The sequence below is a fragment of the Streptomyces sp. NPDC038707 genome (assembly GCF_040636485.1).
Classification (GTDB): domain Bacteria; phylum Actinomycetota; class Actinomycetes; order Streptomycetales; family Streptomycetaceae; genus Streptomyces.
Genome location: NZ_JBEZUP010000013.1, coordinates 121491 through 136551, shown reverse-complemented (window position 1 = coordinate 136551; position 15061 = coordinate 121491). Strand labels below are relative to the sequence as shown.

13 protein-coding genes and 1 riboswitch are annotated in these 15061 nt (G+C 72.1%); of the genes, 3 read left to right on the top strand and 10 right to left on the bottom strand.

Annotated features, from left to right (window positions below):
• Nucleotides 1-249: 249 nt before the first annotated feature.
• A riboswitch (cobalamin riboswitch) is annotated at nt 250-376 on the top strand.
• Between the two features lie 123 nt (nt 377-499).
• The 3 genes from AB0E62_RS19775 (at nt 500) to AB0E62_RS19765 (ending at nt 5090) form a co-directional block, all read left to right on the top strand.
• Nucleotides 500-2869 carry a ribonucleoside-diphosphate reductase subunit alpha gene (locus tag AB0E62_RS19775; protein ID WP_362194937.1) on the top strand — a complete coding sequence of 790 codons (2370 nt, stop codon included), beginning with the start codon at nt 500-502 and terminating at the stop codon, nt 2867-2869.
• Nucleotides 2869-3879: a ribonucleotide-diphosphate reductase subunit beta gene (locus AB0E62_RS19770; protein WP_362194934.1), complete on the top strand. Its 1011-nt coding sequence runs from the start codon at nt 2869-2871 to the stop codon at nt 3877-3879. The genes AB0E62_RS19775 and AB0E62_RS19770 overlap by 1 nt, the downstream gene beginning before the upstream one ends.
• Before the next feature lie 248 nt (nt 3880-4127).
• Nucleotides 4128-5090 carry a helix-turn-helix domain-containing protein gene (locus AB0E62_RS19765; protein ID WP_362194931.1) on the top strand — a complete coding sequence of 321 codons (963 nt, stop codon included), beginning with the start codon at nt 4128-4130 and terminating at the stop codon, nt 5088-5090.
• A 21-nt stretch (nt 5091-5111) separates the two neighbouring features.
• On the opposite strand, the gene AB0E62_RS19760 is transcribed toward AB0E62_RS19765, so the two are convergent.
• The 10 genes from AB0E62_RS19760 to AB0E62_RS19715 form a co-directional block, all read right to left on the bottom strand.
• Entirely contained in the window at nt 5112-6491 is a 1380-nt protein-coding gene (locus AB0E62_RS19760) for a cytochrome P450 (RefSeq protein WP_362194928.1), read from the bottom strand.
• Complete coding sequence (gene cyc1, locus AB0E62_RS19755) at nt 6488-7573, bottom strand: epi-isozizaene synthase (RefSeq protein WP_362194925.1); 1086 nt, start codon at nt 7571-7573, stop codon at nt 6488-6490. Before cyc1 ends, AB0E62_RS19760 begins: the two co-directional genes overlap by 4 nt.
• Nucleotides 7574-7808: 235 nt before the next feature.
• Nucleotides 7809-8459, bottom strand: coding sequence for a peptide deformylase (gene def, locus AB0E62_RS19750; protein ID WP_362194922.1), 651 nt, complete (start codon nt 8457-8459; stop codon nt 7809-7811).
• A gap of 104 nt (nt 8460-8563) precedes the next feature.
• Entirely contained in the window at nt 8564-9544 is a 981-nt protein-coding gene (locus AB0E62_RS19745) for a hypothetical protein (protein ID WP_362194919.1), read from the bottom strand.
• A 100-nt stretch (nt 9545-9644) separates the two neighbouring features.
• Nucleotides 9645-10925 (bottom strand): HD domain-containing protein, encoded by a 1281-nt coding sequence (locus tag AB0E62_RS19740; protein WP_362194916.1) that lies wholly within the window; start codon nt 10923-10925, stop codon nt 9645-9647.
• A complete protein-coding gene (locus AB0E62_RS19735; protein ID WP_362194913.1) occupies nt 10922-12226 on the bottom strand; it encodes an HD-GYP domain-containing protein in 1305 nt (434 codons plus the stop codon). Before AB0E62_RS19735 ends, AB0E62_RS19740 begins: the two co-directional genes overlap by 4 nt.
• 111 nt (nt 12227-12337) lie before the next feature.
• Nucleotides 12338-12649 (bottom strand): mycothiol system anti-sigma-R factor, encoded by a 312-nt coding sequence (rsrA, locus tag AB0E62_RS19730; protein WP_362194910.1) that lies wholly within the window; start codon nt 12647-12649, stop codon nt 12338-12340.
• Nucleotides 12646-13338, bottom strand: coding sequence for a sigma-70 family RNA polymerase sigma factor (locus tag AB0E62_RS19725; protein ID WP_362194907.1), 693 nt, complete (start codon nt 13336-13338; stop codon nt 12646-12648). Before AB0E62_RS19725 ends, rsrA begins: the two co-directional genes overlap by 4 nt.
• Nucleotides 13339-13598: 260 nt before the next feature.
• The gene (locus AB0E62_RS19720; protein WP_362194904.1) at nt 13599-14237 is read right to left on the bottom strand and encodes an alpha/beta family hydrolase; all 639 of its coding nucleotides are present in this window, start codon (nt 14235-14237) and stop codon (nt 13599-13601) included.
• Between the two features lies 1 nt (nt 14238).
• Nucleotides 14239-15054, bottom strand: coding sequence for an SOS response-associated peptidase (locus AB0E62_RS19715; protein ID WP_362194901.1), 816 nt, complete (start codon nt 15052-15054; stop codon nt 14239-14241).
• Nucleotides 15055-15061: the final 7 nt, after the last annotated feature.

Here is a 15061-nt window from a genome sequence, read left to right as displayed (position 1 = left end):
GCGCCGGTGCGGGGCCGGGCCGTCGCCGTCGGGTCCGCGTCCGGGTCGCGCTCTCCACCGCCGCGAAGCACTCGGCGAGCGTTCGCGAAGCACGCGCGCCGGCCGCCGTGTTCGCGCACGCGCGCACCCCGGAGCGGGGCCAAAATCCGCTGCCCGGGCCGGCCCGGGATCGCGCCGCCGGTCCGCGTGTTGGCCCGGTGAAGCCGCGCCGGCACAACATCTGGGGGTGACGGGGAAGCCCGGCACTAGATGTATGCTCGTCCTCGCTGTCGTCGCAGGGGAATCCGGTGCGAATCCGGAACTGTCCCGCAACGGTGTACTCGCGTGCTCGCACGCCTGTTCAGTCCGAAGACCTGCCGCAGCCCACCCGGCCGTCCCGGCCCGGGTGCGTTCCGACGTCCGGGCCTCGTGGAGTGGGCCGGTGGACGCGGCGCCGTGCGCGCTCGTGGTCGCCCCCTGCCCTCCGCCAGGCCCCGTGCCGAGCGAGGGAGACCCCCACGTGACCATCGCGCCAGCCGACCCGGCTTCGGTCAGCGCACCGGAGACCGACGGTCCCGGTGCCGCACTGCTGCGGACCCTGTCCGAGCTGACCGCCGATCTGCCCGACGCCGATCCCGGACGGGCCGCCGCCGCCGCGCTGCGCGGCCGGTCCGCGCGGGCCGACGAGGCGGAGCTGCGCGAGCTGGCCACGGAGGCCGCCGCCGGCCTGATCGCCGAGGACCCCGCCTACTCCAGGCTGGCCGCCCGGCTGCTGACCCTCGCCATCCGAGCCGAGGCCGCCTCCCAGGGCGTGACCTCCTTCACCGGGTCGATCACGGTCGGGCACCGCGAGGGCCTGGTCGCCGACCGCACCGCCGCGTTCGTGCGCGCCCACGCCGAGCGGCTGGACGCGCTGGTGGAGACCGCCGTCGCGGAGGGCGCCGACGACCGCTTCGGCTACTTCGGCCTGCGCACCCTGCACAGCCGCTACCTGCTGCGCCACCCGATCACCCGCCGGGTCATCGAGACGCCCCAGCACTTCATGCTCCGCGTCGCGAGCGGCCTCGCCGAGGACGACACGGCCCGCTCCGTGGACGAGGTCGCCGACCTGTACGGCCTGATGAGCCGCCTGGACTACCTGCCCTCCTCCCCCACCCTGTTCAACTCCGGCACCCGCCACCCCCAGATGTCGTCCTGCTACCTGCTGGACTCCCCGCTGGACGAGCTGGACTCCATCTACGACCGCTACCACCAGGTGGCCCGGCTGTCGAAGCACGCCGGCGGCATCGGGCTGTCGTACTCCCGTGTCCGTTCGCGCGGTTCGCTGATCCGGGGGACGAACGGGCACTCCAACGGGATCGTGCCGTTCCTGAAGACCCTGGACGCCTCGGTCGCCGCCGTGAACCAGGGCGGCCGGCGCAAGGGCGCCGCCGCCGTCTACCTGGAGACCTGGCACTCCGACATCGAGGAGTTCCTCGAACTGCGGGACAACACCGGCGAGGACGCCCGCCGTACCCACAACCTCAACCTGGCCCACTGGGTCCCCGACGAGTTCATGCGCCGGGTCAACGCCGACGCGCAGTGGTCCCTGTTCTCCCCCGCCGACGTCCCCGGACTCGTCGACCTGTGGGGCGAGGACTTCGACGCCGCCTACCGCGAGGCGGAGGCCGCCGGCCTGGCCAGGAAGACACTGCCCGCGCGGGAGCTGTACGGCCGGATGATGCGCACCCTGGCGCAGACCGGCAACGGCTGGATGACCTTCAAGGACGCCGCCAACCGCACCGCCAACCAGACGGCCGAGCCCGGCAACGTCATCCACTCCTCCAACCTCTGCACCGAGATCCTGGAGGTCACGGACGACGGCGAGACGGCCGTCTGCAACCTCGGCTCGGTCAACCTCGGCGCGTTCGTCCGGGACGGGGACATCGACTGGGAGCGGCTGGACGCCACCGTCCGCACGGCCGTCACCTTCCTCGACCGCGTGGTGGACATCAACTTCTACCCGACCGAGCAGGCGGGGCGTTCCAACGCCAAGTGGCGGCCGGTCGGTCTGGGCGCGATGGGCCTCCAAGACGTCTTCTTCAAGCTGCGGCTGCCGTTCGACTCGGCCGAGGCCAAAGCGCTGTCCACGCGGATCGCCGAGCGGATCATGCTCGCCGCGTACGAGACCTCCGCCGACCTCGCCGAGCGGAGCGGCCCGCTGCCCGCCTGGGAGAAGACCCGTACGGCCCGGGGCGTGCTGCACCCCGACCACTACGGGGTCGAGTTCACCTGGCCGGAGCGCTGGGAGGCCCTGCGCGAGCGGGTCGCGGACACGGGCATGCGCAACTCGCTGCTGCTGGCGATCGCGCCGACGGCCACCATCGCGTCCATCGCCGGTGTGTACGAGTGCATCGAGCCGCAGGTGTCGAACCTGTTCAAGCGCGAGACCCTGTCCGGGGAGTTCCTCCAGGTCAACTCCTACCTGGTGCAGGACCTCAAGAAGCTCGGCGTGTGGGACGCCCGCACCCGCGAGGCGCTGCGCGAGGCCAACGGCTCGGTGCAGGACTTCCGGTGGATCCCCGAGGAGGTCCGCGCCCTGTACCGCACGGCCTGGGAGATCCCGCAGCGCGGTCTGATCGACATGGCCGCGGCCCGGACGCCGTTCCTGGACCAGGCGCAGTCGCTCAACCTGTTCCTGGAGACGCCGACCATCGGCAAGCTCTCCTCGATGTACGCGTACGCCTGGAAGTCCGGGCTGAAGACGACGTACTACCTGCGCTCGCGCCCCGCGACGCGCATCGCCCGCGCCGCCCAGGCGCAGCCCGTCCTCCCCGTCCAGGCCGCCGCGGACCCCGAAGCGGTCGCCTGTTCCCTGGAAAACCCCGAGTCCTGCGAGGCCTGCCAGTGATGTCCCGTGACGCCCACCTGCTCGACCCCGGCTTCGAGCTGACCCTGCGCCCCATGCGCTACCCCGACTTCTACGAGCGCTACCGGGACGCCATCAAGAACACCTGGACCGTCGAAGAGGTGGACCTCCACTCCGACGTCGCCGACCTCGCCAAGCTCACCCCCGAGGAACAGCACCTCATCGGCCGGCTCGTCGCCTTCTTCGCCACCGGCGACTCCATCGTCGCCAACAACCTGGTGCTGACGCTCTACAAGCACATCAACTCCCCCGAGGCGCGCCTGTACCTGTCGCGTCAGCTGTTCGAGGAGGCCGTCCACGTCCAGTTCTACCTGACCCTGCTGGACACCTACCTCCCCGATCCCGACGACCGCGCCGCCGCCTTCGCCGCCGTGGAGAACATCCCCTCCATCCGCGAGAAGGCCGAGTTCTGCTTCAAGTGGATCGACGAGGTCGAGAAGATCGACCGCCTGGAGACCAAGGCCGACCGCCGGCGGTTCCTGCTCAACCTCATCTGCTTCGCCGCCTGCATCGAAGGACTCTTCTTCTACGGCGCGTTCGCCTACGTCTACTGGTTCCGCAGCCGGGGCCTGTTGCACGGCCTGGCCACCGGCACCAACTGGGTCTTCCGCGACGAGACCATGCACATGAGCTTCGCCTTCGACGTGGTCGACACCGTCCGCAAGGAAGAGCCCGACCTCTTCGACGACCAGCTCCAGCGGCAGGTCACCGACATGCTCGAGGAGGCCGTCGCCGCCGAGCTCCAGTTCGCCCAGGACCTGTGCGGCGACGGCCTGCCCGGAATGAACACCGCCTCGATGCGCCAGTACCTCGAGTGCGTCGCCGACCAGCGTCTGACCCGCCTCGGCTTCGCCCCCGTCTACGGCTCCGAGAACCCCTTCTCCTTCATGGAGCTCCAGGGCGTTCAGGAGCTGACGAACTTCTTCGAGCGGCGCCCCTCCGCGTACCAGGTCGCCGTCGAGGGCACCGTGGACCTTGACGAGGACTTCTGATCCGTCCCTTCCGCCCGGGCCTCGCGGGCCTCCCCGATCCGCCGGCCTGCGCGCCTGTCGCGCAGGAACCCGAGCAGGGAGGGGAGGGCCGTGAGGAACAGGATCCCGACGGTCAGTCCGATTCCGATGAGGCCTTCGATCTGGTTCTCGTTCATGGACACCACTGTCGGGCCGGTGACGCCTTACCGGCAGGGGCAGGACTGCCGTAGGCCCTCGAATTGCTGCCAGCGCCGAGGCAGACTGGCGGCATGCTGAAGAACGTGGCCGCCGTGCTGCTGGACGGTGTGCATCCCTTCGAACTGGGTGTCGTCTGCGAGGTGTTCGGCATGGACCGCAGCGACGACGGACTGCCGGTGTACGACTTCGCCGTGGTGTCGGCGGAGGGGCCCGGCCTGGCCACCCACTGCGGGTTCACGGTGTCGACGCCGCACGGCCTGGAGCGGCTGGAGGAGGCCGACCTGATCGCCGTGCCGGCGGGCGAGGCCTTCACCGAGCGCGAGTTCCCCGAGGAGCTGCTGGCGGCCCTGCGCCGGGCGGTCGACCGGGGGACCCGGGTGCTCAGCGTCTGCTCCGGGGTGTTCGTGCTGGCCGCGGCGGGGCTGCTGGACGGGCGGCGGTGCGCGGTGCACTGGCACCAAGCCGAACGGCTCGCCCGGCGCTATCCCCGGCTCCGGGTCGAGCCGGACGTGCTGTACGTGGACGAGGACCCCGTGATCACCTCCGCCGGCACCGCCTCCGGGATCGACGCCTGTCTGCACCTGGTGCGCAAGGAGCAGGGTCCGGAGGTGGCCAACAAGCTGGCCCGCCGGATGGTGGTGCCGCCGCACCGGGACGGCGGGCAGGCGCAGTTCATCGAGCGGCCCCTGCCGAAGGCTCCGGCCGACACGGTCGGGGAGGTGCTGGCGTGGATGGAGGCCCATCTCGACCAGGAGGTCACCGTCGAGCAGCTCGCCGCCCGTGCCCACATGGCGCCGCGCACCTTCGCCCGGCGCTTCCGGCAGGAGACCGGGACCACGCCCTACCGCTGGCTCCTGCGGCAACGGGTCCTGGTGGCCCAGGAGCTGCTGGAGGGCACGGACGAGACGGTGGACGCGATCGCCTGGCGCACCGGGTTCGGCACGGCCGCCGCGCTGCGCCATCAGTTCGTCCGGGCGCTGGGTACCACCCCGAACGCCTACCGGCGCGCGTTCCGGGGCCCGCGGGCCGCCTGAGCGCGCGCCGGCGCCGGCCGCCTACCAGGGCCTCGGGCGCAGCAGCAGGCGGTGCGGGCGCAGCGTGATGCCCACGCGGGTGGTGTCGTCGGACCCGGCGGCCGGTTCGAGGCGGTACTTCGCCGAGACCGCCGCGGTGATCAGGCTGAGCTGGGCCATGGAGAAGTGGTCGCTGGGGCACTTGCGGTTGCCCACGCTGAACGGGCTCATGGCGTACTTGGGCACGTCCTTGGCCCGCTCGGGCAGCCAGCGGTCGGGGTCGAAGTCGAGGTGGCGGTCGTAGGAGCGGCCGTCGCGCTGGATCGCGTACGGGCTGTAGACGAGGTCGGCACCGGCCGGAATGCGATAGCCACCGAGTGCGGTGTCGGCCACCGCGCGCCGCGTCAGAATCCACACGGCGGGCCGCAGGCGCATGGCCTCGATGACGACATTGTTGGTGTGCCTCAGTGAACGGACATGCTCGAATCCGACCGGTCGGCCACCGGTCACGGATTCGACCTCGGTCCGTACCTTTGCCGCGTGTTCCGGGTGTTCGGCGAGGACCTGGAGCAGCCACATGACGGTAGAGGCCACTGTTTCGCTGCCGGGCGTGAGTATCGCCACGACCTGGTCGTGGATCTCCTGTTCCCCGATGGGATCGCCATTGTCGTCCTTCGCCTCCAGCAAAGCCGTCAGCAAATCGTCCGGCCTTTGTCCGGAGGCCCGGCGCTCGGCGACGATCTCGTCCACCAGCAGATGCAGATCGGCCAGCGCCCGGTTGAATTCGCGGTTGGCCGGGAACGGCACCCGGTACAGCGGTCCGAGCGGGAGCACCATCCGGCGGTACATGCCCCGGAAGACGGTGGCGAGGTCGGTGCTGAGCCGTTCGGCGCGCTCGTCCATGAAGTCACCGCGCAGCAGGCAGCGGGCGGCGATGCGGACGGCGACCCGGAAGGACTCGGAGGTGCAGTCGACGGTCTCGCCGGGCCGCCAGCGCTCGGTCAGCGCGTGCGCCTCCTCCTCCATGACCGGGCCGTATCCCGGTATCGCGTCCAGCCGGAACGCGGGCTGGATGGTGCGCCGCTGCCGGCGGTGCCGGGGGCCGTTCGCGGTGGCCACGCCCTCCTTGCCGAGCAGTCCCTCCAGGGACTCCCACAGCGGGCCGTCGATCGTGAAGTCCGGGTCGAGGGCGAGGGCGCCGGTCAGCTCCGGCGTGGTGACGGCGTACACCGTCTTGGGGCCGAGTCTGAGGCGGACGACGTCACCGTGGTCGCGCAGCGCGGACATGAAGGCGAGCGGGTCGCGGACCAGCCTCGGTCCGTGCCCGAGGACGGGTACGGCTCCCCGGGCCAGGGGCGGTTCGCGCAGGACGGACGTGCCGGGGGTGGCAGGGACCCGGGACGGTACCGGCTCGACGGTCATTTCTCACCTGCCGCTTCGTTCGTGACGTACGGGGGTGTGGCCCGGTCGTCCCAGCTGTCGACCCGGTAGCGGCCGGACTCGTGGTGGAACCAGTAGACGGAGCTGAACCAGTTGCGCATATTGCCGACGCAACTGCGCACGGCGGCGCCGAGTTTCCGGCCGCGCACCGTTCCGTCGTCGATCTGCCGGGCCAGGGCGAGGGCGTCGCGTTCGGCTTCGGGGAATTCGTCGACGCATTCCCCGATGCGCCGTCTGACCTCGTCCACGGCTTGTTCGAGGCTCATCCCGGCATGGGTGATGAGGCTGATGCCGAGATTGTGCACCTCGTCGCCCGCGATTTCCTTCGGCAGCGAGCAGAGGTCGTTGTACCAGGCGGCGAATTCCTGGCTGAGCAGTGCCGCCCGGCGGTATGCGGGATTTTTCCTCACGGTGTCCGGGAGTTCACATCCGGCGCTGGGTTCCAGCAGGTCCGTCCATATCCAGTGGGCGAAGGTGAGGCGGCGCAGGGCGAGGTACTCCTGGACGGCGGGGACGCGCCCCTCGGCGCGGTTGCGGAACTCGCGGTCGTAGGCCTCGATGACGGCGTGGAAGTGCCGGGCGAACCGCTGGTTCCAGGTGTGCGGCAGGAAGCCGTACAGCCGCAGCACGCTCTCCGCGAGGGCCGCCACGAGGGGGTCGGGGTGGTGCAACTGGGACCGGGGTGCGTCCAGGGCCGTGTGCAGCCGGTTCCGCAGCCGCTGCCAGTCGGCGGCCCGGCCGTGGACGATGTCTCGGTCGTGGCGGTCGTCCCAGACGAAGAACCAGGCGCTGAAGTCCGCTATGGCCTGGAGGACCTCGTCCGGGGCGCCGAGGTAGTAGCCCGCCATGAGGTCGGTGTAGCACAGGCCATCGGCATATTCCGCGACCTTGTCCGCCGGCATCAGCCGCTTTTCCAGCAGCCACAGCCGCGTCTTCTCCTGGAGCTTTGGCCAATACGGATGCAGGTGCCGCGGAAAGGAGGACTCGATCACCGGGAGCGCCAGTGAAGGCGGGACCACGACCGCTGTCGCCGTCGCCGTGGTGCTGCGTGGGAAAGCTTGCACAGAACAAACCCCTCTCAGCCGCCAGGAGCGCACACCTCTCCCCTTGTGCCGGGTGTGCGCCGTTGCGTTTCCCCGTGCTTACATTCAGCACCACAAGTGACCGTTGTGGGAATGGATTTGCTCCACTCACTACCCCAAAGTGGCGTGACAGCCCCCTTGTCTGACTGAACAGTGACAACACGAAGGCGCCCGGCCGGGAGGAATCCCGGCCGGGCGCCCAGCGGACCCGGGTGGGTCAGTCGTTGGCGACCACGGGGTAGCGCGGCTCGTTCTCGGCCATCTGCCGCAGCGCGTCCTTGCGGTCCCGCTTCGAGAGCCGGTCGATGTACAGGTAGCCGTAGAGATGGTCGGTCTCGTGCTGGAGGCAGCGCGCGAAGTAGCCGGTGCCCCGGACCTTGATCGGGTTGCCCCGCTCGTCCTGGCCGGTCACCTCGGCGTAGTCGGGGCGGGCGAGCGCGGCGTACGCCGTGGGCACGGACAGGCAGCCCTCGTTGCTGTCGTCGAGCCGGCGCTTCTCGGCGGGCAGGTCGACCAGCTTCGGGTTGCACACCACGCCGACGTGCCGGACGCCCTCGTCGTCCTGGCAGTCGTAGACGAAGACCTTCAGGTCGACACCGATCTGGTTGGCGGCCAGGCCCACGCCCTCGGCGGTGCGCTGGCTGGCGAACATGTCGGCGACCAGCTGCTGGAGTTCCTCGCCGAACTCGGTGACGTCCTGGCACTCCTTGTGCAGGACCGGGTTGCCGACGACCGTGATGGGCCGCGAGGTGCCGCGCTCACGCCAGGCATTCTCGCGCTCCTCGCAGTTCTCCGTGTCGACGACATAGCCCTCGTCGTCGACGGGGAGCACGCCCGCGTGCTGCTGATCGGTGTCCTGCTGCGCCATGACCGACGTACGCCTTCCTCAAAGAACAGGGGGAGATGTTGCGGGTACAGGTTACGTGTCCGCGCCCGGAGGGAGCGCGGGGAACCGCGCGGCCGGGGCGCTCCTCAGCACACCTCTTCGAGGTCCCGCCAGTCACGCGAATCCGGGCTGTCGGCGACCCAGCCGTCGAGCAGCCCCCGGACCAGCGAGGCCGGCGCGGCCACCCCGCACTCCCGCTCGGGCACCCACAGCTGCCCGTCCGTCCGGTGCCCCAGCGGCCCGGGATGACCCGGCTCGCTGTGGTCGTGCGGGTCCAGGTGCACCCCCTCGCCCTCGTCGGACGGCATCCGGGACTCGCTGCACATCCGGCACAACAGCCGCACCGAGGACGACCAGTCCTCCGCGGCGAACCCCGCGTCGGCGGCCAGCTGCTCCAGCGCGTCCCGGTCGGCCTCGGTGGCCGCCTCCAGCAGGACGACCCAGGTGGGCACGGGGGACGGCGCCCACAACTCGATCTCGTCGAAGACCGGGTACGCGTGCCCGGTGGAGGTGGTGCGCTCGCCGTGCGGGACGCCGTCGTGCAGCACGACCTCGCCCCAGCGGCGCCCGGACGAGGGAAGCGGGATGGACAGCACCTCCAGCCGGGCCGGATCCAGCCGGCGGCCCCAGACCACCTCGGCCTCGCCCTCCGGGGAGAGCCGTACGGCCGCGCTGCCCAGCTCCATGCCGAGCGGCTCGGCGGTGGCCGCCGCTGCCCCGGGCACCTTCAGCCCGTACGCCTGCCAGGCTCGGCGGGCCAGCGGCCAGTCCTGGAGGGCGGTGGCGGCGATGCCGACGTTCCACCAGTCGGGCGCCCCGGTGTCCTTGTCGAGCAGGGCGACCGCCCGCAGTCCGGCCGCGCGGGCCTGCTCCCAGTCGTGCCGGAACTTGTGCAGCAGGGCGAGGTTGAACCAGGACTCCGCGAGCCAGGGTTCGAGATCGGCGGCGCGTGTCAGCAGTTCGCCCGCGTCCTCGTACCGGCCGTCGCCGATGAGTGTGAACGCGCGGTCGGTGGCCTGCCGCCAGGAGGCGGAGGGCCGGTGCCGTCCCTTGCCGAAGATCCTCACGATTCCCGCCTGCCAGTTCCAGTTCCGCACAGTGGGCTGGCTTGTGCCCCCGGACACCCTCTCCCTCGCATCCAACCACGTACGGCGGGAAAGGCGCTCATTACCCATGGGTTACCCAGCCGGGCGCGGGGTCAGACCATCCGGGCCGCCGTACCGGCACGCGTTCCCGGGCCGCGTGCGGCCGGGCCAGGACCCGGGCCAGCGACTCCACCACCTCGGGGGCGTAGTCCCCGGCGGTGCGGAGCCGCAGTTCCTCCAGCGCGCGCAGGGCACCCTCGGGGCCGGCGCCCCGGCTCTGCTCCTCGTAGGCGTTGACGGCCCGGACGATGCGGGCGGCGAGCGGCTGCTCGGGCCAGGGGTCGGCCTGCCGCTCGACGACGACGGCGACGGCCGGGTCGACGCCGGTCTGCCGGACCACGGCCCCGCCGAGCAGGGCGATGCGCCGCTGTTCCGCGGCGGGCAGGGCGGCGGTGGCGCCGGCCGGGACCGGGTCGACCAGGCTGAGCTGTCCGATGTCGTGCATCAGGGCCGCGTACTCCAGCACGGTCAGCTCCGGGCCGGTCAGCCCGAGGTCCCGGCCGACGGCGAGGCCCAGCGCGGCCACCCGGCGGGCGTGTCCGGCGGGGGTGCAGCCGGCGATCTCGGTGGCGCGGGCCAGGGAGGCGATGGTCTGCCGGTAGGTGGCGCGGACGGCCGCGTACCGGCGCACGGACAGCTGGACGAGCAGCAGGGGCAGGCAGAAGACGGGCAGCGCCCACAGCCCGGCGACGGCGACCGCGAGCGCCATCACCGCGCCGGTCGCGACGACGGCGGAGCCGATGCCGAGCAGCCCGCGCACCTCCTCGCGCAGCAGCGGGCCGAACGGCCGGCCGGTGCGGCAGTGGGCCAGCGCGGCGGCCAGGACGGTGCCGCACAGGGAGGTCAGGGCGAGCAGGGTGAGCAGCAGCAGGGCGTAGGCGGAGCCGTCCCAGGCGGTGAAGACGCCCGTGTTGTACAGGGGTTGGAAGCAGACGGCGGCGAAGCCGACGGTGAGGATCCGGCGGGCCAGGTGGTCGGTGGTGGGGGCGCGGCCGGACCAGATGTGCGGGACGGCGCCGAGCAGCGCGGCGACGAGCACGACGGTGACGACCTGGGCCGCGTCGTGCTCGCTGGGCCGCCCGGCGACGGCGCCCAGCAGGGCGTACGACAGCGAGCCCGCCGCGCCGAGCGGTGCCGCCTGGCGGGCCTGCTCGTCGCTCCACCGGGTCAGCTCGCCGACCGTGATGAGCAGGCCGAAGGCGAGCGCGTCGCCCCGGTCGGCGAGCCCGGTCCACAGGGTGCCGGCGAGGGAGCCGGCCGCGACCAGGGCGGCGGCGGTGTGGATGAGCCGCAGCACGGTCATCGGTGTGCCCCGGTGCGCGGGGCCCGCTCGGCGGGCCGGGTGCCGTGCGCCGGTTCGTCGGCGGTGACCGCCGGGCGCCAGCCCTCCCGGCGCAGGGCGCGGACCAGCGCGCGGACCATGCGCGGATCGAAGTGCGCCCCGGCGCAGCGCTCCAGCTCGGCGACGGCGGCCTCGACCGGGCGGGCCCGGCTGTAGCAGCGGGTGGAGGTCATGGCGTCGAAGGCGTCCGCGACGGCGACGATCCGGGCGCACTCGGGGATCCGGTCGCCGGCCAGGCCGTAGGGATAACCGGTGCCGTCGAGCCGTTCGTGGTGGTGGAGGATGGCGGTGCGGGCCTCGCCGAGGAAGGAGATCCCGCGGACCATCTCGTGGCCGTACTCGGGGTGCAGCTCGATGATCCGCCGCTCCTCGGGGGTGAGCGGCCCGTCCTTGCGCAGCAGCCGGGTGGGCACGCCCAGCTTGCCGACGTCGTGCAGGATGCCCGCGAAGCGCAGCACCTCGACCCGGTCGTCGTCCAGGCCGAGTTCGCGGGCGATCAGCACGGAGGCCTGTCCGACGCGTTCGCTGTGGCCGCGGGTGTAGCCGTCCTTGATGTCGACGGCCTGGACGAGGGCGCGGATGGTGGCCTGGTGGGCCGCGCGCTCGCGGTGGTACTGGGCGAACACCCACCAGGAGACGCACATCGGCAGCAGGACGAGCAGCGCGGACACCGGTCCGTAGGGGCTGCGCCACAGCACGGCCATCATCAGGCCGGCGAGTCCGTGCGCCGCGACGGGGGCGAGCGAGCGGCCCAGCAGTCCGCGCCAGGACCGGCACGGCGGCCCCAGCCCGGCCGCCGTGCGCAGGCCGCCGTCCAGCACGGTGAGCGCCAGGCAGAAGGCGAGGACGGCAGCGCCCGCGGGCAGCAGGGCGTAGGGGAAGTCGGAGCCGGCGACGGCCTCCCGGCCGCCGAGGGCCTCGTGCACCCGGGCGGCGGCCCACACGGCGAGCGCGGGCCGTGCGGCCCGCCATACCCGGCGGGCCGCGGCGGGCCGGTGGTCGACCGGGCCGAGCAGGGCGGCCGGGACGGGGACGAACGCGGCGGCCGACGGGGGCAGCAGGAACGCGCCGGCGAGCAGCACGGGGTAGAAGGTGCCGCCGAAGCGCCGGTGCACGGCGTGCTCACAGGCGGCGTAGAGTGCCGCCAGCAGCGCGGGCGCCGCCCAGGCGCCGGGGGTGCCCGGCGGCCGGGACAGGCAGGGGACGGTCAGCAGGGCGACGGCGGCCACATAGCCGCGCGCCCTCGCTGGTACCGCGTCCATCACGCCCCTCCCCGGCCGTCTCCGTCCAGGCTCGGAGCCTAGGACCGCCATCGGGGGGTGTGGGGCTTATGACCTGAGGATTAGCACGTTCGGGTGATTTGGCCCGGCGTGTCAGGACTCCTGCGGCGCGGTCGGCGCCCGGGTCACGTCGTGCTCCGGCACGGTCTGCCCGGCGCGGATCAGCTCGATCCGCCCCATGACCTTGGCCCGCAGGTCGGCCGGCACGTCGTCATGCCCGCAGCACCGCTTGACCAGCTTCTTCACGGCCTGCTCCAGGCCGTACTTCTCCAGGCACGGCGAGCATTCCTCGAAGTGGTGCTGGAACTTGTCGCGGTCGATGTCCGGCATCTCGCTGTCGAGGAACTCGTACAGGTGGTCCAGGACCTCACTGCAGTCCGTCTCGTGCGGCTCTCCGCAGCTCATGAGCCCGAGCCTTTCGCTTCGTTCGACTCTCCGGCGCCCGCCGGGACCAGCCCGCGCTCCCGGGCGTAGTCCTCCAGCATGCCGCGCAGCTGACGGCGGCCCCGGTGCAGCCGGGACATCACCGTTCCGATGGGTGTCCCCATGATGTCCGCGATCTCCTTGTAGGCAAAGCCCTCCACGTCCGCCAGATAGACGGCGATGCGGAACTCCTCGGGGATCGCCTGCAGGGCTTCCTTCACGTCCGAGTCGGGCAGGTGGTCGAGCGCCTGCGACTCGGCGGAGCGCAGCCCCGTCGACATGTGCGACTCGGCGCGCGCGAGCTGCCAGTCCTCGATCTCCTCGGCCGCGCTGCGCTGGGGTTCGCGCTGCTTCTTGCGGTACGAGTTGATGAAGGTGTTGGTGAGGATCCGGTAGAGCCACGCCTTGAGGTTGGTGCCCTCGCGGAACTGGTGGAACGACGCGTACGCCTTGGCGTAGGTCTCCTGCACCAGGTCCTCGGCGTCGGCCGGGTTGCGCGTCATGCGCAGCGCGGCCGAGTACATCTGGTCGAGGAACTCGAGCGCGTCCCGCTCGAAGCGCGCACTGCGCTGAGCGCTCGTCTCGTCGTCGGACGCGCTGATGCCCTGGCCCTCGGGCAGCTCCGCCTGGCCGTTGTCGGTCCCTGCGTCGGTCCCAGTGACCGGACCCACCTCCTCAAGATCCCGGGCGGGACCGAAACCGATCCCACTCGTTTCGGAGGATAGAACACGACCCGCACTCGCCGCCGCTCGAATAGGAGCCGTCTTGGCCGCGTGCAGCACCGACCAGTCCAGGTCAGCGGCGCTGCGGCGGCTCGGGCAGATGGTCGAACCCATGCGGCGGACTTCCTCTCGTGCTACGACGTCGGTGCCGAATACCGTCGGCACTTCTGTCGCCTTCAACAGCGGGCCGCCGCCCCGCATTCCCGGGGTCACCCCAGTGACGCGACCCACTCGCGCACCGCGCCGGTGACGCTTTCCAGCGCCGCTTCCTGAGTGACCGGCGCGCGCTTGGGCACGGCGAAGCCGTGATCGCCACAGGCCACCTCGGCCAGCTGGAAATCGCCCGCGGGGAACTCGGCCGGCCTTCCGAAGGGGTCGTTGCCGCCCTGCACGACCAGCGTGGGCACCCCGGCCCCCAGCAGCTCCTCGGCGCGGGACTTCTCCGGCTTGCCGGGCGGGTGCAGCGGGAAGCTCAGCGCGAGCACGGCGTGCGCGCCCAGCCCGGCCGCCGTGCGGCAGGCGACCCGGGCGCCCGCGCTGCGGCCGCCGGAGATCACCGGCAGACCGGGCCCGGTGAGCGCGGGCCAGACCCCGCGCCACCCGGTGTCCAGGGTCTTCGGCGCGGGCGCGACCTTCTTGCCGGCCACCCGCCAGGGCTGCTCGACGAGGGCGACGGTCACCCCGTGCGCGGGCAGCGCGGCGGCGAGCGCCTGGAGGTCGCGGGCCTCGATGCCGCCGCCGGCGCCGTGGCTCACGGCCAGCACCAGCCGCGCCTTCCGGGCCGGGTGCCAGGTGACGCGGGCGTCCCCGGCCTCCGTGGGTACCGTCTCGGTGGTGACGTCAGTCATGTCAGAAGAGTGTGCCCTCTTCCGGTGCCTCCAGCTCCTTCAGCAGTTCGGGGCCGTTGTTGCGCACGTTGCTGACGGCCGTGGAGACCGGGTAGGCGCGCATCAGGCCGGGCGGGGGCGGGGCGAGCAGGTCGCGCAGGGCGTCGGGGTCGGTGCGGGAGGGGTCGAGCCAGGCGTCCCAGCGGTCGGGGGTGAGCATCAGCGGCATCCGGGGGTGGATGTCGGCGAGCGAGCGGGGGCCCTCGGCGGGGGCGACGGCCAGCGGGGTGCGCTCGGCCTCGGTGGTGATCACGGAGCAGGTGACCCACCAGGCCCCGGGGTGGTCGTCGGGCAGGGTCCGGTCCCGCCAGAACTCGTACAGTCCGGCCATCGCGAACACCGAGCCGTCGGCGGGCAGCACGAAGTACGGCTGCTTGCGGGGGCGCTTCTTCTTCCCCTCGACCTCCAGCTCGCGCTCCTGCGCGCCGGTGACCCACTCGTAGTAGCCGTCGGCGGGCAGGATGCAGCGGCGGGCGGCGAAGGCGCGGCGGTAGGCGGGCTTCTCGTGCACGGTCTCCGCGCGGGCGTTGATCATCCGGGCGCCGCCCTCGGGGGTCTTGGCCCAGGACGGGACCAGTCCCCACTTCAGCTTGCGCAGCTGGCGAACCGGACGCGGTGATTCCGCGTCTTTCAGAGGACGGTCCAGGACGGCGTAGACCTCCTTGGTCGGCGCCACGTTGTAGTCCGGCTCCAGGGTCTCCTCGGGCTCCCGCTTCTCGACCTCGAAGATCCCTGCGAGATCCTCGGGCCTACGACTCGATGCATACCGTCCGCACATGAGTGCC